General features: G+C 65.3%; 18 protein-coding genes. 10 read left to right on the plus strand and 8 right to left on the minus strand.

Annotated features, from left to right (window positions below; translation table 11 throughout):
* The first annotated feature begins 165 nt into the window (after positions 1–165).
* The 4 genes from DL240_RS04500 to DL240_RS04515 are packed head-to-tail and all read left to right on the plus strand — an operon-like array spanning position 166 to position 4,217.
* The gene (locus tag DL240_RS04500) at positions 166–1,569 is read left to right on the plus strand and encodes a hypothetical protein (protein ID WP_111728649.1); all 1,404 of its coding nucleotides are present in this window, start codon (positions 166–168) and stop codon (positions 1,567–1,569) included.
* Entirely contained in the window at positions 1,566–2,765 is a 1,200-nt protein-coding gene (locus DL240_RS04505) for an exo-beta-N-acetylmuramidase NamZ family protein (protein ID WP_111728650.1), read from the plus strand. Before DL240_RS04500 ends, DL240_RS04505 begins: the two co-directional genes overlap by 4 nt.
* On the plus strand, positions 2,758–3,342 hold the full coding sequence (nadD, locus tag DL240_RS04510) for a nicotinate (nicotinamide) nucleotide adenylyltransferase (protein ID WP_158542352.1): 585 nt from the start codon (positions 2,758–2,760) through the stop codon (positions 3,340–3,342). The genes DL240_RS04505 and nadD overlap by 8 nt, the downstream gene beginning before the upstream one ends.
* Positions 3,339–4,217 carry a Rossmann-like and DUF2520 domain-containing protein gene (locus tag DL240_RS04515; RefSeq protein WP_111728652.1) on the plus strand — a complete coding sequence of 293 codons (879 nt, stop codon included), beginning with the start codon at positions 3,339–3,341 and terminating at the stop codon, positions 4,215–4,217. Before nadD ends, DL240_RS04515 begins: the two co-directional genes overlap by 4 nt.
* Positions 4,218–4,223: 6 nt before the next feature.
* Here the strand turns inward: DL240_RS04515 and DL240_RS04520 are convergent, their stop codons facing one another.
* Complete coding sequence (locus DL240_RS04520) at positions 4,224–7,106, minus strand: AAA family ATPase (protein WP_158542353.1); 2,883 nt, start codon at positions 7,104–7,106, stop codon at positions 4,224–4,226.
* A gap of 229 nt (positions 7,107–7,335) precedes the next feature.
* Between DL240_RS04520 and DL240_RS04525 the strand changes: the two genes are divergently transcribed.
* The 4 genes from DL240_RS04525 to DL240_RS04540 all read left to right on the plus strand — a co-directional run bounded on the left by DL240_RS04525 (position 7,336) and on the right by DL240_RS04540 (position 14,486).
* Positions 7,336–7,728, plus strand: a complete 393-nt coding sequence (locus tag DL240_RS04525; protein ID WP_111728654.1) for a RidA family protein — start codon at positions 7,336–7,338, stop codon at positions 7,726–7,728.
* Positions 7,729–7,739: 11 nt separating this feature from the next.
* On the plus strand, positions 7,740–9,626 hold the full coding sequence (locus DL240_RS04530) for a penicillin-insensitive murein endopeptidase (protein WP_111728655.1): 1,887 nt from the start codon (positions 7,740–7,742) through the stop codon (positions 9,624–9,626).
* A 152-nt stretch (positions 9,627–9,778) separates the two neighbouring features.
* Positions 9,779–10,420, plus strand: coding sequence for a hypothetical protein (locus DL240_RS04535; protein ID WP_146618098.1), 642 nt, complete (start codon positions 9,779–9,781; stop codon positions 10,418–10,420).
* A 61-nt stretch (positions 10,421–10,481) separates the two neighbouring features.
* Positions 10,482–14,486, plus strand: coding sequence for a protein kinase domain-containing protein (locus tag DL240_RS04540; RefSeq protein WP_111728657.1), 4,005 nt, complete (start codon positions 10,482–10,484; stop codon positions 14,484–14,486).
* A 90-nt stretch (positions 14,487–14,576) separates the two neighbouring features.
* Here the strand turns inward: DL240_RS04540 and gmk are convergent, their stop codons facing one another.
* The 6 genes from gmk to DL240_RS04570 form a co-directional block, all read right to left on the minus strand.
* Positions 14,577–15,188, minus strand: a complete 612-nt coding sequence (gene gmk, locus DL240_RS04545; protein WP_111728658.1) for a guanylate kinase — start codon at positions 15,186–15,188, stop codon at positions 14,577–14,579.
* Positions 15,189–15,247: 59 nt separating this feature from the next.
* Complete coding sequence (locus DL240_RS04550; protein WP_111728659.1) at positions 15,248–16,147, minus strand: YicC/YloC family endoribonuclease; 900 nt, start codon at positions 16,145–16,147, stop codon at positions 15,248–15,250.
* Positions 16,148–16,161: 14 nt separating this feature from the next.
* Positions 16,162–16,395, minus strand: a complete 234-nt coding sequence (locus DL240_RS04555) for a Sec-independent protein translocase subunit TatA/TatB (RefSeq protein WP_111728660.1) — start codon at positions 16,393–16,395, stop codon at positions 16,162–16,164.
* A gap of 107 nt (positions 16,396–16,502) precedes the next feature.
* Entirely contained in the window at positions 16,503–17,330 is an 828-nt protein-coding gene (rnc, locus tag DL240_RS04560; protein WP_199589734.1) for a ribonuclease III, read from the minus strand.
* Between the two features lies 1 nt (position 17,331).
* Positions 17,332–18,423 (minus strand): tRNA 2-thiouridine(34) synthase MnmA, encoded by a 1,092-nt coding sequence (gene mnmA / locus DL240_RS04565; protein ID WP_430673503.1) that lies wholly within the window; start codon positions 18,421–18,423, stop codon positions 17,332–17,334.
* Positions 18,424–18,602: 179 nt separating this feature from the next.
* Positions 18,603–19,751 (minus strand): cysteine desulfurase family protein, encoded by a 1,149-nt coding sequence (locus DL240_RS04570; protein WP_111728662.1) that lies wholly within the window; start codon positions 19,749–19,751, stop codon positions 18,603–18,605.
* Positions 19,752–19,939: 188 nt separating this feature from the next.
* On the opposite strand from DL240_RS04570, the gene DL240_RS04575 reads away from it, so the two are divergent.
* Both DL240_RS04575 and DL240_RS04580 read left to right on the plus strand, forming a co-directional pair.
* Positions 19,940–20,686, plus strand: coding sequence for an SRPBCC family protein (locus DL240_RS04575; RefSeq protein ID WP_111728663.1), 747 nt, complete (start codon positions 19,940–19,942; stop codon positions 20,684–20,686).
* 26 nt (positions 20,687–20,712) lie between these two features.
* The gene (locus tag DL240_RS04580) at positions 20,713–21,396 is read left to right on the plus strand and encodes an HAD family hydrolase (RefSeq protein WP_111728664.1); all 684 of its coding nucleotides are present in this window, start codon (positions 20,713–20,715) and stop codon (positions 21,394–21,396) included.
* Between the two features lie 18 nt (positions 21,397–21,414).
* On the opposite strand, the gene DL240_RS04585 is transcribed toward DL240_RS04580, so the two are convergent.
* The gene (locus DL240_RS04585; RefSeq protein ID WP_158542354.1) at positions 21,415–21,855 is read right to left on the minus strand and encodes a response regulator; all 441 of its coding nucleotides are present in this window, start codon (positions 21,853–21,855) and stop codon (positions 21,415–21,417) included.
* Between the last annotated feature and the right edge of the window lie 114 nt (positions 21,856–21,969).

Genomic DNA, 21,969 nt, shown 5'->3' on the forward strand with positions numbered 1-21,969 from the left:
CAACACTACACTCGGAGCCTCTCTCACCTCCGAGCAGGACCGGGCCTTCGAGCCCGCCGACGAATCACCAGACGTACGCGACACCCTCGCCACGCGTTCTGGCACGTGGCGTTTGATCCCCCTGTGAACCGGCCCCTACCGGCCTCTCATCACGAGGAGCGCGCTATGTTTCGATTCCAAATCGTCCTGGGCTTTGTGGTTGCTGTCGCGCTGTTCACGGCCACCGCCTACCTGATCGTCGAGAACACGCTGGGGCCGGCGCTCCTCGAAGACGGCGACATCGCCCTGCAACGCACCGCCCTGATCGCCGAAAAATCAAGACGCCTCGACGAGTACGCGCTCCTGGAAAAGGCGCGTTTTGTGGCCTCCCGCCACGACCTTCAGGCCGCGATGAGCGCCGAGTACCCGGGAGACGCCGAGTACGAACGCCACGTCGAGGTTCACAAGCTGCTGGAGCGCGATCAGATCCGCTTCACCGAGTTCATCGCCCCGCGCAACCAGGGCCTGCGCAACATCGATCTCCCCCTGGACGAGCGCCGGCCGGCGAACCACGAGATCTTTATGGCCGTCGACCGCTCCGGACGCGGCGTCGCCACCATGGGAGATAACCTCGCGCATTGGATGGGCGAGAACGTCGCCCGAGATTTCCCGTTGGTGCGCGATGTTATGGAGAGCGGGGAGCCGCAGCTCTCCACCTGGAACTGGTCCTGGAGCGCCACCGATCTTCGGCAGCTCTACGTGGTGGCGATCGCCCCGCTGCGCGCGCCGGGCAGCGACACCTCGGTCGGTGCGGTGATTCTGGGCAACCTGGTCAACGACGGGGTCGCCGCCCGCAGCCAGGGGCTCTTTGCCGGTGACACCTCCGAGACCTATCAGCCCCGGGGAGACAGCCGGGAGGCCGCCCTGGTACCTGAGATCGCGTTCTTCCAGAACGAGCGCATCTACGGCTCCACCCTGAGCACCAACGCCCAACGCGCCCTGGCCCGACAACTCTTTGAAGAGAGTCGCGTCACCGACTCCAGCGACGCGGAGCGCTTTCTGAACCTCTCCATCAATCAGGTGCCCTATCGCGCGCTGGTACGATTCTTTCACAAAAATCAAGACGAACGCGCTCCCTCTGGTATGGTCCTGCTGGCCAACGTGGAGAACACCATCGCCCCGGTGGAGCGCGCCAGCGCGCTGATTCTACGCGTGGGCCTGGCCGTGATGGTCTTCGGTGCGCTGATCTTGCTCGTGCTGCTCCACCTCTACACACGTCGCTTCTCGCAGATCGAGCAGGGCATCCAGGAGGTCATCAGCGGCAACCGTGACTACGAGTTCTCCACCCAGGGTTACCACGACGACGCGGCCAGCCTGGCGCACTACCTTAACGTGATGAACGCCGCCCTGCAGGGCAAATCCATGCCCGATGAGGATGTCAACGCAGGCGACTGGCCCGATCTCAAGCGGGGCGGCTCACAGCCCTCGATCCACGGCGTCCCCCTGATGATGGGAGCCTCCTCCTCATCGGCAGACGCCTCCCCTGACAACGACACCAACTCCGCGACCACCGAGGACGTGCCCTCATGACTCATGGTACCCCCATCGTACAGACCGGCCTCCAGCGCCTCCTGACCGAACCCGAACGTCTCCAGGCCCTCCAGGGTCAACGACTGGGCCTGCTGGTCAATCCCACCAGCGTGACCAACGAGTTAGAGCACGCCATCGAGGCGCTGCGCGGCGCCGGCCTCAACATCGTGCGCCTCTTCGGACCGGAGCACGGTGTCCGCGCCGACGCCCAGGATATGGAAGTCGTCGAAGAGACCGTCGATCCCATCTCGGGATTGCCCTGCGTGAGCCTCTACGGCCACACCTTTGAGAGCCTCAAGCCGCGCCCGGAACACCTGGCAGGCCTCGATCGCGTCATCTGCGATATTCAGGACATTGGCGCTCGCTACTATACCTACGTCTACACCATCGGACTGATGATGCAGGCCTGCGGTGAAGCAGGCATCCCCGTCACCGTGCTCGACCGCCCCAACCCCATCAACGGGATGGACATCGAGGGCAACATCGTTCTGGAGGGCTACAACTCCTTTGTGGGCATGCAACCCATCGCCACACGCCACGCCATGACCTGCGGCGAGCTCGCGCACTACTTTAACCGCTTCACCGACTGGCAATGCCAGCTCGACGTCGTCGAACTGCAGGGCTGGAAGCGCACCATGTGGTTTGACGACACCGGGCTCCCCTGGGTGATGCCCAGCCCCAACATGCCCACCCTGGAGACCGCCACCCTCTACCCGGGACAGTGCCTGATTGAGGGGACCAACCTCAGCGAAGCCCGCGGCACCACTCGCCCTTTTGAGCTTGTGGGAGCACCCTATGTTGACGCCCCGGCCTTAAAAGCCTACTTGGAATCTCTGGAGTTGGAGGGCGTGGCCTTTCGACTGGCAGCCTTTCGGCCCATGTTTCAAAAGCACGCCGGACAGACCTGCCGCGGTCTGCAGCTCCACATCACCGACCGCAACCGGCTCCGTAGCCTGACCTTAAGTTACGCTATCCTCACCGGTATCATTGCCCAGGGCTCCCGGGACTTTGGCTGGCGGGAGCAGGCCTACGAGTTTGTGCAAGACCGTCTGGCCATCGACCTGCTCCTCGGCGACCCGGCCCAGCGCAGAGCGCTCGAAGATGGTGCCGATCCCCGCGCGTTGGCCGAGGCCAACCGCGTCGCCCGCGCCGACTTTGAAGCCCGCCGCACCGAATGTTTGCTCTATCATGACTGACCCCAAGCACGTTGCGCTCTTTGGCGGAAGTTTCAACCCGCCGCATGTCTGTCACACCCTGGCCACACTCTGGGTCTTGCAGACCCAGGCCGTCGACGAGGTCTGGTGGATTCCCACCTACCAACACGCCTTCAACAAAGAGCTGGCCAGTTTTGAAGCGCGCGAAGCCATGTGTCAGGCCGCGCTTCACTCCTTAAACGATGTACGCGTCTGCACCATTGAGCGCGAACTCGGTGGAGAGAGCCGCACCATCGACACGGTGAGCGCGCTCCAGGAGCGCTACCCCCAGACCCGTTTTTCACTGGTCATCGGCGCCGACATCCTCTCGGAGGTCGACCGCTGGAAGCGCTGGGATGACCTGATGACGATGGTTGACCTGATCGTCGTAGGCCGCCGAGGCCACGATCGCGACACGGCCCCGGATACAATCGATCTGGAGCTGCCCGACATCAGCTCCACGATCATCCGCGACGCCCTGGCCGCCTGCGACTACGAGAGCGTCCGCGCCTGGATCCCGGCCCGGGTCCTCGACATCGTCTCCGAACACCGCCTCTACCTGGGGTCGCGCTGCGCATGAGCACTTCTTCAACCCACGCTCTCCCCTGGATCATCGTCGGATACGGCCGCGTCGGCCAGGCGCTCGATCTGCTCGCCAACCAGCTCGGCGCAACCGTGGTGGCCACCTGGAACCGCACCGAAGACGCCGCGCGGGCCGCCCCCGGCGGCCCGGGCCAGCGCACCTTCGGTGCGCTGCCGCAGCCGCTGACACCCCACCTCCAGCGCCCGGCGCTGGTCTGGATCACGGTCGTGGATGACGCCATCGCCCGCATCACCCGAACCCTGGCCGAGCACATCGCCCCTGGCTCCATCCTTGTGCACACCTCCGGGAGCCTGGCCAGCACCGAGCTGAGACCGGCCCCCCGGGGCTGCTCCGTGGCCTCGTTGCATCCCCTCCAGGCTATCACCGAGCCTGTGCGCGCGGTCCAACGCTTCCATCGCACCTTCTGGAGCGTCGAGGGCGACGACCTGGCGGTCGAGCATCTCCAAACACTGCTGGGGCCGGTCGGGATCGCCCCGCAGCGCATCGCCCCCGACACCAAACCCTACTACCACGCGGCAGCCGTCACCGCGGCCAACCTCCTGGTCAGTCTGATCGACGCCTCGATCGACATCGCCACCCGTGCCGACATCGATCCCGACATCGCTCGCACCGCCCTGGTGGAGCTCGCCGGTTCCAGCCTGGATAACCTCAGCCGCAATCCCCCGGCTGACGCACTCAGCGGTCCGGTGGCCCGGGGCGATGAACACACCATCTCCCAGCACCGCGAGGCACTACAGCGCCTGAGCGATGCCCCCGATCTTCTGCAAATCTACGATCTGCTCACCGCCCGGGCACGCCGGCTGATGCAGAGCACCGCCGACACCATCCCCCCCGATGAATCAGCATCCTGACCGCCCTCAGGCTACGGTCTCACACCCCAGCCGATCCCCCTGGACCACCACCCGGACCGTCCCACCGCGGCTCACGCGCCCCGACAAGATCTCCTGAGCCACCGCCCCCTCGACCAGACGCTGAATCGTCTGACGCATCGGACGAGCGCCCAGCTTCGGGTCGTAACCACCATGCTCAATGAGGTGGTCGACGACATGCTCACCGAACTCCAGGCGAATCGAGCTCTCCTCCCACAGTCGGTGCTGGCTGTCTCCCAGCTGAAGATACGCGATGCGTGCAACCTCACCGCGCGTCAGGGGCATAAACACCAATCGCTCATCGATGCGGTTCCACAGCTCCGGCGTAAAGTGCCCACGCGCAGACTCCAGCACCTGTCCGCGGAGTTCCTCGCGCTGTCGTCCTTCTTCACGCTGCGCACTGCCACCGGCGCCGGCGCCAAAGCCGATGCGAGCACTCCGGCTGGCCGTCGGCAGCTTATCAAAAGCCTCGGCGCCCAGGTTGCTCGTCATGATCACAAGCGTATTGGAGAAGTCCACCTGGCGGCCGCGCCCGTCGGTAAGGCGCCCCTCATCAAAGAGCTGCAGGAGGAGGTTGAGCACGTCGGGGTGAGCCTTCTCGATCTCGTCGAGCAGCACCACCTGGTAGGGGCGCTGGCGCACCGCCTCGGTGAGCTGTCCGCCCTGCTCATAGCCCACATACCCGGGAGGCGCACCGATGAAGCGGCTCACCGAGTGCGACTCCATAAACTCCGACATGTCCAGGCGCACAATGGCGTCACGATCATGAAACAAAAAGTCCGCCAGCACCTTGACCATCTCGGTCTTCCCGACCCCGGTCGGCCCCAGAAAAAGCAGGCTGCCAATGGGGCGCTGGCTGCGAAAACCCGCGTAATTGCGCCGGATGAGCTCCGAGATCGTCTTGACGCTGTCCAGATGCCCCACGACCCCCTCGGAGAGAAACGTCTCCATGTGCAAAAAGCGCTCGCGATCGCTGCCGGTCAGCCGGTCGGCCGGAATGCCGGCCACGTCAGCCACCACACGCGCAATCGCCTCCCGATCGATCGTTTTAATCCCCTGACGCGCCGCCCGACTTCCCGCCAGATCGAGCACACCGATGGCCTTATCCGGGAGCTGACGGTCATGCACATAGCGCACCGACAACCCCACCGTAGCGGCCAGCGCGTCCGGCGTGTAGGTCACTCCGTGGTGACGCTCATAGTGCGTGCGCACCCCTTCAATGATGCGCAGCGCGGTCTCCTCATCGGGCTCGTCCACCGTCACCGTCTGAAAGCGCCGCTCAAACGCCGGGTCGCCCTCAATGAACTTGCGGTACTCATCATGCGTGGTGGCCCCCACACAGGGGAACTTCCCACGGGCGAGCGCGGTCTTGAGTTCGTTGGCCGCATCGGTGCCGTCGCCGCTGGCTCCGGCCGAGAGCCAGGTATGAACTTCGTCAAGAAAGACGATGATCTGCCCCTCGCCGCGCGCGACCTCATCCTTAATCCCCAGCAGGCGCTCCGAGAAGCTGCCGCGCAGATGCGTCCCGCTTAAGAGGCGGCCCATCTCCAGCTCAATGATCACCCGCTCGCCAAAGGCGATGCCGCCGCGCGCCATCTCCACCAAACGGCACGCCAGCCCTTCGACCACTGCGGTCTTACCCACCCCCGGCTCCCCAACCAGCAGGGGGTTGTTGGAGCGACGTTTGCCCAGGATGTCGATCAGCTGGGCGATCTCAATGTCACGCCCGACCACCGGATCGATATGAGCCAGCGCCGCCTCCGCGGTGAGGTTGCGTCCGTAGCGCGTCAGACACGGAAAATCGTCTTCATCAAGCGCATAGCGCGCTGCCAGGTCTTCGTCGGGACGAGGCAACTCCAGGGCCGGCGGCGCGGGCGCAATCTCCACCACCTCCCGGGAGAGCTCTTCAGCGGGCGACTCCGCATCGGCCACCGGGTTGAGCCCACCTCTGGCGAGCAGGCGCTCGGCCAGGCTGCGCGCGGTCTTGCGGGCATCATCAATGACCTCCGCGCCCTGCGCATCCTCGCCACTCCCCGGGAGTTCAGGCGCCTCCGGCTGCACCACCGGGTTGGGTCGGGTCGCCTGACGGGGTCTCCCCCCGCGGTTGATCCCCGGGTGGTTATCCAGCGAAAGCCCGCCACCGGACTCCCGCAAAGCATCAATGCTGCCGCGCCCCGCGCGCACGCGACCAGCCCCCTCCCTACCTTCGGGGCGCGGGCGCACCCGAGGCGAAGGCAACGCAGGCTTGCGCTCTTCGGGCTGCGGCCTCTCGGGGGCCGGCGGCTCCAACTCCGGGCCACGGGCCTCCACCGGCGCAGCACCTCGCGCCGCCACGCCGCGTCCCGAACTAAAGAAGGGATGCAACCCGATCGGGCTCAGCGAAGGCTCCACAGGCTCGGCACGCTCCTGGCGACTGCCCCGCCGGGAGGCCGGCAACACCTCGCTGCGCTGATAGCGCGGCGGCACCGGCTGCGACGCCGTCGCGTAGCTCATCACCGCGGCGCGAATTGCGCCGACATTGGCTCCCGACGCCGACAACAGCCCGTAGGCCTGGCCCCGCGTCTCTCGGATCAGCCCGGCCAGAAGATGCAGACTCGTCACAGCCTCCGCCCGGGCGCTCTGCGCCAGACGCTGACTGCGATCGCTGACCCGCGCCATCACATCGACGCTCTCCGCACGCTCACGCCCCAGCGCGTCGCGCATCTGCCCCACCGAGATCGCTCGATCCGTTAAAAAGGTCGCCGCCTGGTTGGGCACCTCAAAGAGCGCCAGGAGTACGTGGCCACTGCTTAAGCGCTCCCCGCGGCGCTCGGCTAACTTCTGGGCCTGCTGATAGACAGATCCCACTTCGCGACTCAGAGGTAGACTCATCCTTGCTCGTGCCTCCGGGCGGTACAAATTCCAACAACTTCTCGGTGTCATCCACTTCAGGTTGCCGCGAAGCTATCACCGGCGACTCACCCCGGTAAAGCACCTTTGCCCGAAGCACACGCACCGGGCCTTGCCCACGCAGCAGGCATGCTCAATACTTCTGAGGCCTTCAACCGGCCAGCCCTTTTTTTAAAAAGCGCCCCTGTCCCCTCTTATTGATGGAGTCCCCGTGACTGAGAAGATCATCGTTCGTACCGAAAACGCCCCCGCCGCCATCGGCCCCTACTCTCAGGCCGTGGGGTATAACGGGCTCTACTTTGTCAGCGGTCAGATCGCGCTCGATCCCTCCTCCGGCGAATTGGTCGAGGGCGGTGTCGAGATTCAAACTCGCCAGGTGATGGCCAACCTCGAAGCGGTGCTCGCTGCCGCCGGCCTGAACTTCACGCACGTGCTCCGCTCCACCATCTTTCTTAAAAACATGCAGGACTTCTCCAAGGTCAACGCCATCTACGGGGCATTCTTCGACGAGAACCCTCCGGCCAGAGCCTGCGTGGAAGTCTCGCGTCTTCCCAAAGACGTCCTCGTTGAGATCGACGTGATTGCCGCCTCCCCCACCGAGTAACCCCAACGATCATGCTCCGTCTCCCCGGCCTCAACTCCGCGCTGCGGCGCGCTCGCCACTCACGCGGGGCGGGCGCGCTCCTCTGCCTGCTCGGCCTCCTCGTCGGCTGCCAGAGCCTGGCCGCCCCGGCGGCGACCCCGACGCCGGCCGCCCCGGTGGCGGCTGCGGCGCCCGCTCCGCCACCACCACCTTCGCCGCCGCCCTACGTGGAGCCTCCCCGCCCGGGCCCCGAACACTGGGTGCTGCCGGAGATCGGGGTCTCCCAGCCCTATTTCCCCCTCCTTCCCGGCGATGACACGCAGGCCTCCCGCTCGATCGGTGATGTGGTCAACGGACATCTCTACAACGCGCAGGCCCTCCCCCTGCCCCATCCCCACATGGCCATTCTGGAGGTCCAACGCACCCGCGGGCTCCTCTACACCTCCGAGCCCATGGTCGCGCTGATCGAAGACGCCGCCGCGCACTTAGCCGATCGGCACCCGGGCAGTGTAGTTTACCTGGGCAACTTCGGGCGCAAGGGTGGCGGCGACATCCCCTACTCGGTCAGTCATAACAATGGCCGCGACGCCGATCTGGCCATCTTCATGCTCGACCCACAGGGCCAGCCGGTGGTCGCCCACGACCTGCTCCCCCTCGACGAGCAGGGCACCTTCACCGGGGAGCCCGGCAGCGAGTTCGAAGGCCTGGAGGTGCGCTTTGACCCGACCCGCAACTGGACCCTGGTCGAAGGGCTCCTGCAATCCAACGCTGCCGAGCTGCAGTACATCTTCATCTCCAACCCCTTGCGCCAGATGCTACTGGCGGAGGGACGACGCCAGGGCGCCTCGGCCGCCACGCTCCAACGCGCAGCCACCCTCCTTGTGCAGCCCGGGGGAGCGCTGCCGCATAACGATCACTTCCACCTGCGCATCCACTGCGCCCCCGAAGATCTGGCATCGGGCTGCCAGGAACGCGGCCGCCGCGGCCCGGGCTTTCGCCCCGACCTCCGGGCGCGGCGTGAGGCCATCGCGCGGGCCAACACCTATCTGAATGACGCCACCCCGGCGCTCCGAGCGCGCGCGATCGAACGCCTGGCACTCCTGCGCGTCTCCACCGCCTCGGCAGCCGTCATCGAGCGCTTAAGCGATCCTTCGCCCCGGGTGCGCGCCGCGGCCGCCCGGGCGCTCCCCGAACTCGGCCGCCACAGCCGAGCCCTGAGCGCGCGCCTGGAGCACGAGACTCATCCCCGCGTGGTCGCGGAACTCATCCACGCACTCTCCCAGGTCCCGGGCGACGACGCCCTCCACGCCCTGACATCGGCGCTCACCCGTACCCGCACAGTGGATCTGGGTCCCTCCGGCCAGCTCCCCTTAAGCGCCCTGGCCGCCGAAGCCCTGGCCCGCCGCGACGATCCTCGCCCGGTGCCCTTTCTCATCGAGGCCCTCGACCAGGCCGATCCGCTCACCCGTCGCCAGATCGCTCACGCGCTGCGCATCCTGACCAACCACGATCTGGGCGCCGTGGCCCACGCCCTCGACACGCGCCCCGACGCCGACTCCCCGGCCGCCCTCTGGCGAGCCTGGTACCAGGAGCACCAAAACCTCGATCGCGATCAGTGGCTGGCCCGCGGCTTCCAGCTCGCCGGCTTCCCGGTCGAAGAACTCAGCCTGAGCCACGTCTGGGACCTCTGCCAGGCCGTCGCCGAAGCCCCGCATATCAGCTACAACGCCCAGCGCACCCTGATGCGCCTCTCCGGCAACGAGCCGGCCAGCCTCTCCTGGCCTCGCCACGACGCCAACTTCTACTGGCGCCGCTGGTTTGAACGCCGCTGGCAACGCATGGGTTTGCCGCCAATGCCCCCCGAATTGACCACCCTGGGGCCCAACAACCCCTACGCCGCCAGCGACGATAACGACTGACCGGCGCCCCATTCTTGAGCGCATACGTCACCTTTACATGTCGCATCACGAGGGGATACACTCAGCCTAACTTCAGGCCCCTCCATCTGAGCCAGGCGCGGTGCCCGCTGGCCACCGCAGCTTCGGCCCCCACTCCACACTGGTGTCTGCTCTTGAAACGCCCCGTGTCGCACCTGCTCTTCGCCCTTCTCCTGGCTCCCCTGGCGCTCGGCACCACCGCCTGCTCCGGGGAACTCGACCCGACCAGTCCGGGCGATGCCTACACCCTGTTTCGCGATGCCCTCTTTGAAAAAGAGGAGGACATCGTCTGGGAGCGCCTCGATCCCGAGAGCCACGCCTACTTTCAGGCCCGCTACGAGCGCCTCGTTCAGATGAACGAGCTCATCGAAAGCTACCTGCCGCAGACCGACCACCGCCTGGCCCGCAGCCAGTCCGGTGCCGAGCTGATCGCCAGTGTCAGCGACGGCCGCGAACTCTTTGATTACGTCTTTGAAAAGGCACAGATGCCTCAAGACGACGCCATCATCTTTGGCTCCGGCATCCAGGAAATTCGCGTCTCCGAGGATGGCAAAAGCGCGCTGGTCCTGACCCGCGGTCAGCAGGAATTTGTCATGGCTCAGGCCGAAGATGAGGCCTGGCAGATCAACCTGGTCGACTCCGGCGACTTCCTGGACACTTCGTTCGGATGGCTCACCCGCAACGAAGAAGCCCTGGCCAAGACCGTGGAAGATCTCATCGCGGAGGAGCGCCAGAAACGCGAGGCGATCATCGCCGAGTTGATGAACCTCAACTAACGCGCTGGCGGCACAAATCCGGCCTGCGGTATCCCTTCCCTCGCGAAGATGGCGCGACGCTATGAGTGACGATAAAAACATCCCCGAGCTGCTCGACCTGGAGATCGAGCCGGTTGCCCCCGGCGATCCCGCTCCCGTGTCGCAATCGCATCGCCCCGGCACCGGCCTCTCTTCGCCATCGCGTCCCGCTCGCAAGCCGGCCCCCGATCCCCTCATCGGCACCCGCCTCAAAGGCACCTACGAGCTGGTGGCCAAGATCGGCGAAGGCGGTATGGGAAACGTCTACTCCGCCATCCAGTACCCCCTGGAGCGCAAGGTCGCCGTCAAAGTCCTCAAGCCCACCGACAACAGCCCCGACGGCGAGTTCTATTTTATGCGGGAGGTGCGCGCGATTAACATGCTGCGCCACCCCAACATCATCACCATCGTCGACTACGGAAAAGAGGACGACGGCACGCTCTACCTGGTCATGGAGCACCTGCCCGGACTCACCCTTAAAGACGTCATCAAAAAAGAGTTCCCGCTCGACCCCCGGCGCATCTGCGGCATCCTCATTCAGCTTTTGAGCGCGCTGGAGCAGGCCCACAACTCCGAGATCGTTCACTGCGATCTCAAGCCTGCCAACATCATGATCGAGAAGGTCGCCGGCCAGCCCGACTTCGTCAAAGTCCTCGATTTCGGCATCGCCAAGGTCAAGGGCCCCGCCATGGAAGTCGGCCCCTACACCCAGGCCGGCAACATCGTGGGCACCTTCGACTACATGAGCCCCGAACAGATCATGCGCAAAGAGGACCTCGACGGTCGCGCAGACGTCTGGTCGGTCGGGGTCATTCTCTACGAGATGCTCACCCGCAAACGCATCTTCCACGCCAAAGACGCCGTCTCGATCATTGGCCGGGTGATGCAGTCGGCGATCCGCCCGCCCTCCGAAATCGCCCCCGATGTGCCCATCCCCAAAAGTCTGGAGCACATCACCATGCGGGCCATGGAGCGCAACCTCCGCAAGCGCTACCAGACCGCCAAGGAGATGCGCGACGCCCTGCAGCGCGCGCTCAACGACCTGGAGAGTGGCCATACCGGCAACGTCTCCGGCTATGGCTACGGCGGCGATACCGGTAATGCCAGCGGTAGTTTCAGCGGCTCCCTGGCAGCCAGTGGTCTGGTGCGTGGCGGCACCGGCAACCTGCGCCCGGCCACCGGCCCCGGCCCCGATTCCAACTCCACTAGCCGCACCGGCCTGAGCAGCCTCTACACCCGCTCCGGAGGGTTTGGCACCTTCGGGTTGGAGCACTCCCAGCGCCTGGCCACCGGCATCGCCGCCGGCACCTCGGTGCTCGACCAGACCTTCAGCGCCGAAGACCTCGAAGGCAGCCTGGCCGGCGAACGACGCAAAGTTGCGGTGCTCGCCATCCAACAGCGCTCCCGCCGCAAGTCGGGGCTCGACCCCGAAGAACTCGCCAGGCGTAGTCGTCAGGAGAAAATGCTCATCCAGGAGATCGTGCGCCACTTCGATGGCGAGATCGACAGCAACCTGGGTGGCACCTACACCGTGCTCTTTGGCGCGCGCAAAGCCCGCGTCGGCGACAACGTGCGCGCGGTCGAATGCGCCGTAGCGCTCCAGCAGAAGTTTCGCTCCCTCGACCAGGGCGCCGAACACATCGGCATGGGACTGGTCTACGGAGAGGTCTACGTCAGCGACCGCAAGGGCGGAAACGCCTACGGTGAAGCCATCGATCGCTCCATTGAGATCGCCCGGGGCGTGCGCGAAGCCCGCATCTACGCCGACGAAGACCTCATTGAGGCCACCCGTCAGCAGGTGCGCTTTGCCAACCTTCGCCCCATGGGCGGCGAAGAAGTCGCCGAGGTGCTCAGCGTCGAGGCCGCGGCTCCCGGCCAAAAGCCCCGGGACCTGGCAGACATCGACGTCTACGTCCCCCGGCCCGCTTACTTCGACGAGCTGATGCGCCGGGCCAACGCCGCCCGAGAAAACGTCGGCGGTGGCATCGCCATTCTCGGCGACCTGGGCACCGGCAAATCCCTCCTCCTCGATCGCTACGCCACTGCGCTTTCCGAGGCGAAATGGCAGACCTTCATCGTCAAGGACTCCGAACTCGGCGGCGGCCAGGCCGCCCTGCAGCCGGTACGCTCCTGGATTCGTCAGATCGCCCAGACCTACAAAGATCCGGCGGTCCTCATCACCAAGGCCTGTGAGGCCATCGGGCTTAACAAAAAACACATCGAGTCCGTCGTTCAGGTCTTTCTCGGCCAACAGCACGATGCGCTCGCCCTGAGCGAGGTGCCCTGGAGTGATGCGCAGGGCTTCTCAAACTTCGCCGCCGCCCTGCTCTACCGGCTGCTGCGCTTCGCCATGAAAAAGGGGCCGGTGCTCCTGGCCATCGACGATGTGGCCGTCGACGACCGCTTCACCATCGACTTTCTCGACAACCTGCTCTCCGGCATTCAAAAGCAGCCGATCCTCATCGCCGTCACCCTGCGCATTGAATCCACGGCGCTGGACCACGGGCTCCCCGGCAACTTTGAAATCCTGCAGATCGGCGGGTTCACCGAAGACGAATCCCGTCAGTTCGTCGCCCAGGTGCTCGGCTACACGCCACCGCCGGAGATCGTGGCGCAGGTGCATCTGCGCTCCAGCGGCAACCCGATGTTCCTCTACGAACTGGTGCGCGCTGTGCTCCAGAAGAGCGGGGGCAAACTGGCCAGCGAACAGGAGCTCCTTGATGCCGGCGTTCCGCTGAACCTTCAGGAGCTCCTCGCCGCCCGCATCGACGCCCTGCCCGATCAGCTGCGCGACGTCCTGGCCATCGCCTCCGTCGTCGGGGAGAGCTTCCGCGAAGAGTTCTTTTTGCAGATCGTGCCCGCCCAGCTCGATCCGCAGCGCTCCTTAAGCGATCTGGTCGCGCTGAACTTCTTGAGCGCGCGCTACGACAGCTTCGACCGCATTCACGTAGCCTTCCAGCCCCGTGCCCTGCGCCGCGTCGTCTACGAGCGACTGCCTCGCTCCACCCGCGCCCAGCTGCACTCACGCATCATCGAGTTTCTCGAGGGAACTCCCGATCTGGCCGCCGTCGATCCCATCGAATACCCGCTGATGGTGGCCTTCCACTACCGGGCGGTCGAAGGCTGGGAGGGCGCGGCCTTCTACCTGACCCGCGCCGGCGAGCTCCTCCTGGAGCTTTATGACTACGCCGGAGCCATCGACAACTTCCAGGAAGCCGTCGAGCTCCTCAAGGACAGAGTCGCCCCCACCCACGAGACGCTGCTCACCGCGCTCGCGCGCCAGCTCGTGGCCATGCGCGAGTCCGGGCGCCTGGAAGACGCCCAACGCGTTATCGACGCCCTGCCCGACCTCGACCTCATTGACGGCCCCCTGCGCCAGGATTTGCTCTACGAACGCGGCCTCATCGCCATGGACGCCGGAGGACTCGAAGACAGCAAGCAAAGCCTGGAGACCCTGCTCCACGAGGCGGTGGAGGCCGGCGATCTCAAACGCGAGATCAAAGCCCTGCTCGCCATGGCCCAGCTCTCCGAAAAAGAGAACCAGCTCCCGCACGCGGCCAACCTTTTGATGAAGGTGTCCCAGAAAGTCGATCAGGTCGGCGATCTCGATCTGCAAAACCCCGACGATCGCAAGCTCTTCTGGACCGCCTACAACCAGCTGGGCACCCTCTTCATCCGCCAGAAGGACTACCAACGTGCGCAGCAGTTTTTACAGACGGCCTACCAGCAGGCCCGTGCCATCGAGGACTTCCGCGGCCTGGTCCGGGTGATGTCCAACTTCGGCGCGCTCAGCCTGAGCGTGCGCGACGTCAAACGCGCCCGGCAGTACTTCGAAAACGCCGCTCAATTTGCCCAGGCCACCGGTGACTTGCTCAATCAAAGTCGCATTCTGACCAACCTGGGCATCACCGCCATGGAAGCCGGAGACCTGGAGAAGTCTAAAGAGTACTTCCGAAGCGCCCGCTCCCTGGCCGAAGAAATCGGCTGGTACGAGGGCCTGGCCGAGCTCTCGCTGCACATCCGACGCCTGCGCAAGGCGCTGAGCTGAACTGCTCCTCCCCGGGCTCTCACAACCACAAAAAAGGCCGCCCTCGCCTATGCGAGGGCGGCCTTTTTTAACGCGTCTCTCAAGCCCGACTCACCCCTGGTCGAGAAGCCTGTTGAGCCAGTCCACCTTCAGGGCTCGGGCATGGCGCGCGGAATCGTAGACCGATATCAGCGCACCGAGCGCCTGATCGAAATCCCGGTTCTCGAGCAAAAACTCAAAGAGTTCGTGCTGCGCAAGCTCGTGGCGCGCGGCCTTGAGTCGGCGAGCGATAACCTCCGGCGCGTCGGTCCCTCGCCCACGCAGGCGGCCCTCCAGGGTCTTCATATCCGGCGGCGCCACCAGCACGCTGGTCGCGTGCGGATAGCGCTCTTTGAGCTGCTTTGCCCCCTGGTAGTCGATATCAAAGAGCACATCGTGCCCCTGCTGCCAGGCCGCCTCGATCACCTCCGACGAGGTGCCATAATAGTTGCCGTGCACGTTCGCCCACTCCGCAAAGGCGCCGCGTTCGACCATCTCCTCAAAGCGCGCCACATCCACAAAGTGATAGGCCTGCCCGTCGACCTCATCGCCCCGGCGCGCGCGCGTGGTGTAGCTGACGCTGGGGGTAAGTCGGGGCCGCGCCTTAAGCAGCGCCTGACACAAACTGGTCTTTCCCACCCCCGAGGGTCCGCAAACGATCAACAGCACGCCCTGCTCGGCCATCCTATACCCTTGTACTTCCGATGGTTCTGTAACTTCCACAACGCTCTGCGCCCGGGCTCTCAGGCCACGTTGGCGCTCTGCTCGCGCATCTTTTCGATGGCGCTCTTCATCTCCACGACCAGATCGCTCTGCGTGGCCAGATGACTCTTGGAGCCCATCGTATTGACCTCTCGAATGAGCTCCTGGAGGTAGAAATCGATCTTCTTGCCCACCCCCTGCTCCGAGGCCTCGTCGAGCACCGTGCCCAGCCGGGCCACATGCGATCGGGCCCGCTGCAACTCTTCGGAGATATCGCCCCGCTCGGCGTAGTAGACCAGCTCCTGAGCCAGGCGCTCCTCATCGAGCTCCCCCACGCCGAAGTCGTCAATGGCCTGACGCAGCCGGGCCTCCACCCGTGAGCGATAGGCGAGCTCGTCGCCCGACTCCAACGCCTCCACCGCGTCGATGCGCGCCGCCAGTGTGGCGAGATGCCCGCGCAGGTCGGCCTCAATGCCGCGGCCTTCTTCCTCCCGGGCCTGATGCAGGTATGCCAGCGCTTCTTCCACGGTGGGCAGCAAACGCCCCAGCGCGCTCTCATCGAAACGCGAGGCGTCATCACGCTCGAAATACGAGCGATAGGCCAGCACATCGCTCACCTGAACCGATGAGCCCAGGCCGCTGGCCACCGCCAGGCGCTTGAGTTCTTGGGCCACCGCCTCAAAGCGCGTTTGATCGATGGCACTGAAGCCGCCCTCAGTCTGGCTGGAGTCGCCGATCTCCAGGCGCACATCCACCCGCCCGCGCTCCAGGCGCGCGCGGGCAGCACGCACCACGTGCGCCTCCAACCAGCGCAGCTCCCGCGGCGCATGCACACGCACCTCCAGAGTACGGTGGTTTACGCTCTTGCACTCCACGCGCAGGCTGCGCCCTTCAACTTCCAGGCGCGCCGCCCCGAATCCGGTCATGCTAAAGACTGGCATCGCTCCCGCTCACTTCAGGCTTTGGTGTCGACGCGCTCTTCATGGCTGACCGCCGCCTCACGGGTGACCCGATCGGCAGACTTGTCTTCCAGCGTGGCCGGCTCCTCGTCGTTGCCACGCACCGAGTCCTGGAAGCTCTTCACGCCCAGCCCAAGCTGCTTTGCGGCGTGGGGCAACTTCCCGAGCCCAAAAAGCAGCACGAGAATAAAGGCAATGATAAGAAGCTCTGTTGTCCCGAGACCAAACATAGGGTCCTCACTGTGGTGTCTAAAAACCACCAGCCAGGCGACTCCTGGCGAGTTGTTGATGCGTCAAACGTCACGTTCCGAGCCAGCACCGCGCCGGCTCGCGTCTTTTAACCCGAGCGCCCCGGCGACGGCAACGGGTCGAACAAAAGCTGCGACAAATCACCGCCGACATCCGCCAGCCGCTCCACCGCCTGGCGAGCAGCCTCCTGCTGCGCCTGCTTCTTAGAGCCGCCCTGACCGCGCCCCAACGCAACCTGATCCACGTGAACTTCCGCCACAAAGGTGCGCGCGTGATCGGGGCCTTCTACCGAGATGATGACGTAACGAGGATGCTCGTCGCACTGACGCTGCACCTCTCGTTGCAGGTAACTCTTGAAATCGGTGGGAGATTTCTGACCGCCTTCGCTTACCACCGCTGCCAAGGGCTGCTCCGGACCGCCCGACGCGATGATCGGACCGTGCTGACGCGCGATGACTCCCCGGGCCGCCTCATATCCGCCATCGAGGTAAACCGCAGCCAGCACCGCCTCATAGGCATCGGCCAGGAGCCCCGGTTTCTGGCGACCGCCGGTGAGCACCTCACCACGGCCCAGGCGAAGATGCTCGCCAAGGCACAGCGCGTCGGCCCGCTCCACCAGCGCCCCCTCACAGACCAGGTCCGACTGACGGCTGGAGAGCGTGCCCTCGGCCGCCTGTTGATCGTCTTCAAAGAGCAGGTGCGCAATCACCAACCCCAGCACCGAATCTCCCAGAAACTCCAGGCGCTGGTTATCGCTGCTCACATCACTCTTTTCGTTGGCGTACGAGCGGTGGGTCAGCGCGCGTTCTAAAAGCGCGCGCTCCTCAAAAGTGTACCCCAGCGCTTCCTCCAGCGACTCCAGATCGTGGCGGTGTTCTTTCTGCAGCGCTTCACGGGCCTGTCTCATATGTGCCATCTCAGCTTCGGGGCTCTTCAATCCAGCCACCACCCAGGACCTCCTCCCCGCGGTAGAAGACCGCAGCCTGGCCCGGGGTGACCGCGCGTTGCGGCTCTTCAAACTCCACAAACGCCGTCGTCGGGTCGCCCCCCACCGTCACCAGCGCCGGCACCGGCTCACCGGCGTAGCGGATCTTCACCTGGCATTCGATCGGTCCCGTCGGACGCTCAAACGAGAGCCAGTTGCAACGCTCGGCCACCAGCCCCCGCGCTTCCAACTCATCTCGTCCGCCCACCACCACGGTGCCGTCTTCCGGTCGGATGGCCTTTACGTAGAGCGGCTCGTGGTAGCTCAGCCCCAGCCCCCGGCGCTGCCCGACGGTGAACTGGTGAATCCCGTCATGCTCGCCAAGAAACTCTCCCGAGGTCGTCACGATCCGGCCTGGCGTGCGCTCCTGCTCCGAGAGCAATTTGGCGACAAACGCCTTGTAGTCGCCGCCGCCCACAAAGCAGATCTCCTGGCTCTCGGCCTTCTCGGCGGTCTCCAGCCCCATGGTGCGCGCGATCTCACGGACCTCGTCCTTGGTCATGCCGCCCAGCGGGAAGAGAATCCGCCCCAGCGCCTCCCGCGGCAGCCCGAACAAAAAGTAGGACTGATCCTTATTACGGTCGACGCCCCGAAGCAGCTTGGGATGCTCGCCACTGCGATCGATGCGCGCAAAATGCCCGGTCGCCAGATACGTCGCGCCCAGCGCCAGAGAACGCTGCAACAAAATATCGAACTTCAGATGGTCGTTGCAGGCCACGCAGGGGTTGGGCGTGCGCCCCCGACGGTACTCCGAGACAAAATACTCGATCACGCGCTCGCGAAACGCGTCCTCGTAGTTGGCCACGTAAAAGGGAATCGAGAGCGAATCGGCCACCGTGCGCGCATCAAAAAGATCGTCGGGCGAGCAGCAGCTCTTGGTGTACGACTCCTGAGGCGTGGAGTAGAGGCGCATGGCAATGCCCACCGCATCGTAGCCCTCGCCGGCCAGAATCCCGGCCGTCACCGAGCTGTCGACTCCGCCGCTCATCGCGACCACCACGCGGTCTTCGACCGCCCGGGCCAGCTCGTCGGCCTCTTCCAGGCTCGGTGGACGTTGGTCCACCGAACAGCTCTGAGTGTCTGTGATCGTCTGCGACATGATTCCTACCTCAACGTTGGCCACCAGCTCCCGCGTCAACGCCGGGAGCACGCCGACACAGCTAACCGCTGCGCTTTAAAAGTGCAAAAACAAAGTGACGCCCCTCACAGCGCGGGCATCGTGCGGAGGCGCTTGACCACGGCGCCCAGAATCCGGGCCGCCCGCGCCAGCTCTTCTTGCGGGGTGGCCGGCCCAAAGCTCAGACGCACCGAGCGGCGCGCGGCCTTCGCCTCAAAGCCCATCGCCAGAATCACATGACTGGGCTCCAGCGAGCCGGCCGTACACGCCGAACCACTGGAGGCCGAGATCCCTTCCAGATCAACGGCCAAAAGGAGATCTTCGCCGTCCACCTCATCGAAGGCCACGTTCAGCGTATTGAGCAGCTGGTGCTCGGTATCGCCGCGCAGCTCAAATCCCTGGACTTCGGCATTCAGCGCCGCCAGAAAGGCCTCCCGCCGCTGCCTCAGCGCCTGCTGCCACGACTCGCCATCAGCGGCGAGTTGACGCGCGGCGGCCTCCAGCCCGGCGGCGGCTGGCACGTTCTCGGTGCCCGGGCGCCGCCCCCGCTCCTGATGCCCGCCGCTGAGCAGCGCCGCCACTTTAAGCCCTTCCCGGGTCACAATCGCCCCGATGCCCTTGGGCCCGCCCATCTTATGAAATGAGAGCGTCATGTAGTCGATGTGGCTCTCGCCAAAATCCACCGGGATGCGCCCCAGCGCCTGGGTGCCATCAACATGAAAGATCGCCCCGGTGGCCCGCACCTTTTCCCCGATGGCCGCCACATCATAAATATTGCCGATTTCGTTATTGGCCCACATCACGCTGACCAGCGTGGCCCCTTCGGCCAGACGCTCATCCAGCCACCCCTCCACCAGACGTCCCTGCCGATCCACGGGCCAGTAGGCCACCCGCACGCCCTCCTTCTCCAGCGCGCGCACCGTTTCCAGCACCGAGGGATGCTCCACCACCGTACAGACAATGTAGGCGTCGGCGCGCTCTCGAGCGTGCTGGCGCAGCACCTGGTTGTTGCTCTCCGTGGCGCCGGCGGTCAACACCACCGCCTGGGCCGGCGCGCCCACCGCCCCCGCCACCGCACGACGCGCCCGCTCCACCACCGCCCGCGCGGCCTGCCCCTCGCGATGGATGCTCGACGCGTTGCCGTGCACGCCGCTGAGCGCGTCCACCATGGCCTGACGCACCTCAGGCAGCACCGGCGCGGTGGCGTTCCAATCCAGGTAGATTCGCTGGCTCATCAGACTCTCTCCAGGTGCTCATAATCACGGGCGTTTCGCCGGGCTTCGCCCGGCTCATTCGGGGCCCTGCTAGTAGTCGGTGGCTCTCACGCGGTCAAGCGCCCCGGCGTTGGCGCGCCCCCTCGAAGTGCTTAGGCTTTGACCCATCGACCGATACCACCTGCGTCTATCATCCTTGAGGTTTCACCATGAGTTCACGGGATCAACGCTCCGACACCGCCCATGCCCTCAGCGCCCTGAGCCGCGACCCGGGCGCCCGCGAGCGCGACCAGAGCGACACGCTCAACCCACTCCCGCTGGTCTCCGGCGCGCTGCTCACCGCCTACGGACTCAAACGCCGTGGCACGCTCGGTTATTTGCTCGCTGGCATCGGCGCCGGCATCCTCTACCAGGGCCTAAAGTCCAACGACCTCCTCGACGGAAACCTCCCGCGTCGCCTCCTGCACCTGGGTGCCACCCAGATGGCCCCCATCCATCACACCACCGTCGTCAAACGCTCCCCGGAGGAGGTCTACGCCTTCTGGCGCGAGCTCGAAAATCTGGCGGTGTACCTGCCGCGCATCTACGACATCGAGGTGCTCGACGAGCAGCACTCCCGCTGGTACTTCCGCGCCCCTGGCGAGCGCACGTTGAGCACCGAGGTTGAAATCCTCGAAGATCAGCCCGACCGCCTCATCGTCTGGCGCTCCATGGAGCCCAACGACATCTCCCACGAAGGCTGGGTCGCGTTCACCCCCCTGGACGAGGGCGCCTCCACCGAGGTCGACCTCCACCTGCGCGTGCTCGCCCCGGGAGGCCAGCTCGGTGCCCGTATCTTAGAGATGCTCGGGCGCTTTGGCCCCCTCTCCCCGGCCCCGGAACTTGCCAGAGTGCGCGAAGTCCTCGAAGCTGGCATCCCCGATCGGGTGGAGGCGGCCTCATCCACCCTGCACTGAGCTTCTCTTTCCCTGACTCTGCCATCATGACCGAATCCCCCGGGCGCCCCGCCGCATTTTTTGATCTGGACCGTACCCTGATCCGCGTCAACAGCGCCTTTCTCTACGCCAAGCACGAACGCCGCGCCGGACGCATCTCCAAACGTCAATTCCTCAAGGCCTCGGCCTGGATGGCCCTCTACCACCTCTCAGTGGTCGATATTGAACGGGCCTTCGCCGAGGCCGTGCGCCACTACCGGGGCCAGTCCGCCGACGAGCTGCACGAACGCACCCGGGTGTTTTTCGATCACCACGTGCTCCCCACCGTGCAGCCCGGCTCCCGCGCCGCCCTGGAGCATCACCGCAGTCAGGACCACCCCCTGGTGCTCCTCACCGCCAGCTCCCCCTTCCTCTCCAAGCTGGCCGCCGAGCACTGGGAGCTTGATGCCTGGCTCTCCAACCAGTTCCCCATCGATGAGCAGGGCCTCTTATGCGGCACCTTTGAGCGCCCCATCTGCTACGGCAAAGGCAAAGTTCACCACGCCGAGCACTGGGCTCGCCAGGCCGGCGTCGATCTGGACGCCTCCTACTTTTACACCGACTCCTACTCCGATCTGCCCATGCTCCGGCGCGTGGGACACCCCCGGGTGGTCAACCCCGACCCGCGCCTGCGCAAAGAAGCACTGCGCCGGGGCTGGACCATCGAAGACTGGTCGCGCCCCGGCCTCTGAGCCCCCTCTCCATACGCGCTATACCAGCTCGCCGGCGTCGGCCCGGGCGCGCACCAGCGCCCCGGCCACCTCGGCCAGGAGCCCCTCCACCTCAAAGGGCTTCTGCACGATGCTCACCGCCCCCAGCCGACGAGCCTCGGTGTGGATGTCCACATCATTGACCGCCGTGACCAACACCACCGGCGGTCGCACCCGGCTCTCCCTTAACCCCATCAAGAGATCGAGTCCGCTGAAGTTGGGCATGTTAATGTCAGCCAGAATCACATCGGGCTGGCGCACCGTCTGCCGATACACCTCGCAGGCCGCCACATAATTAAGCGCCTCAATCCCGTCGCCGAGCTCCACCACATCCACGCCGGCGTCCCGCAGCAGGAGCGCGATCAACTCGCGTACCGGCTCATCGTCCTCCACCAGCAGCACGCAGGTGCCCTCGATCCGGCGGCTCGCCACGGGCGACATCGGCCCATCCCCCGGACCGCCCTCTCCTTCTCTCCGACCTGTCGTCATCGCCTTACCCTCGTTCGTTGCATCCCTCATGCCTTCGCTCACGCGCCCTCCCCGACCCCGTCTGGC

This window comes from Lujinxingia litoralis, from assembly GCF_003260125.1.
Taxonomy (GTDB): domain Bacteria; phylum Myxococcota_A; class Bradymonadia; order Bradymonadales; family Bradymonadaceae; genus Lujinxingia; species Lujinxingia litoralis.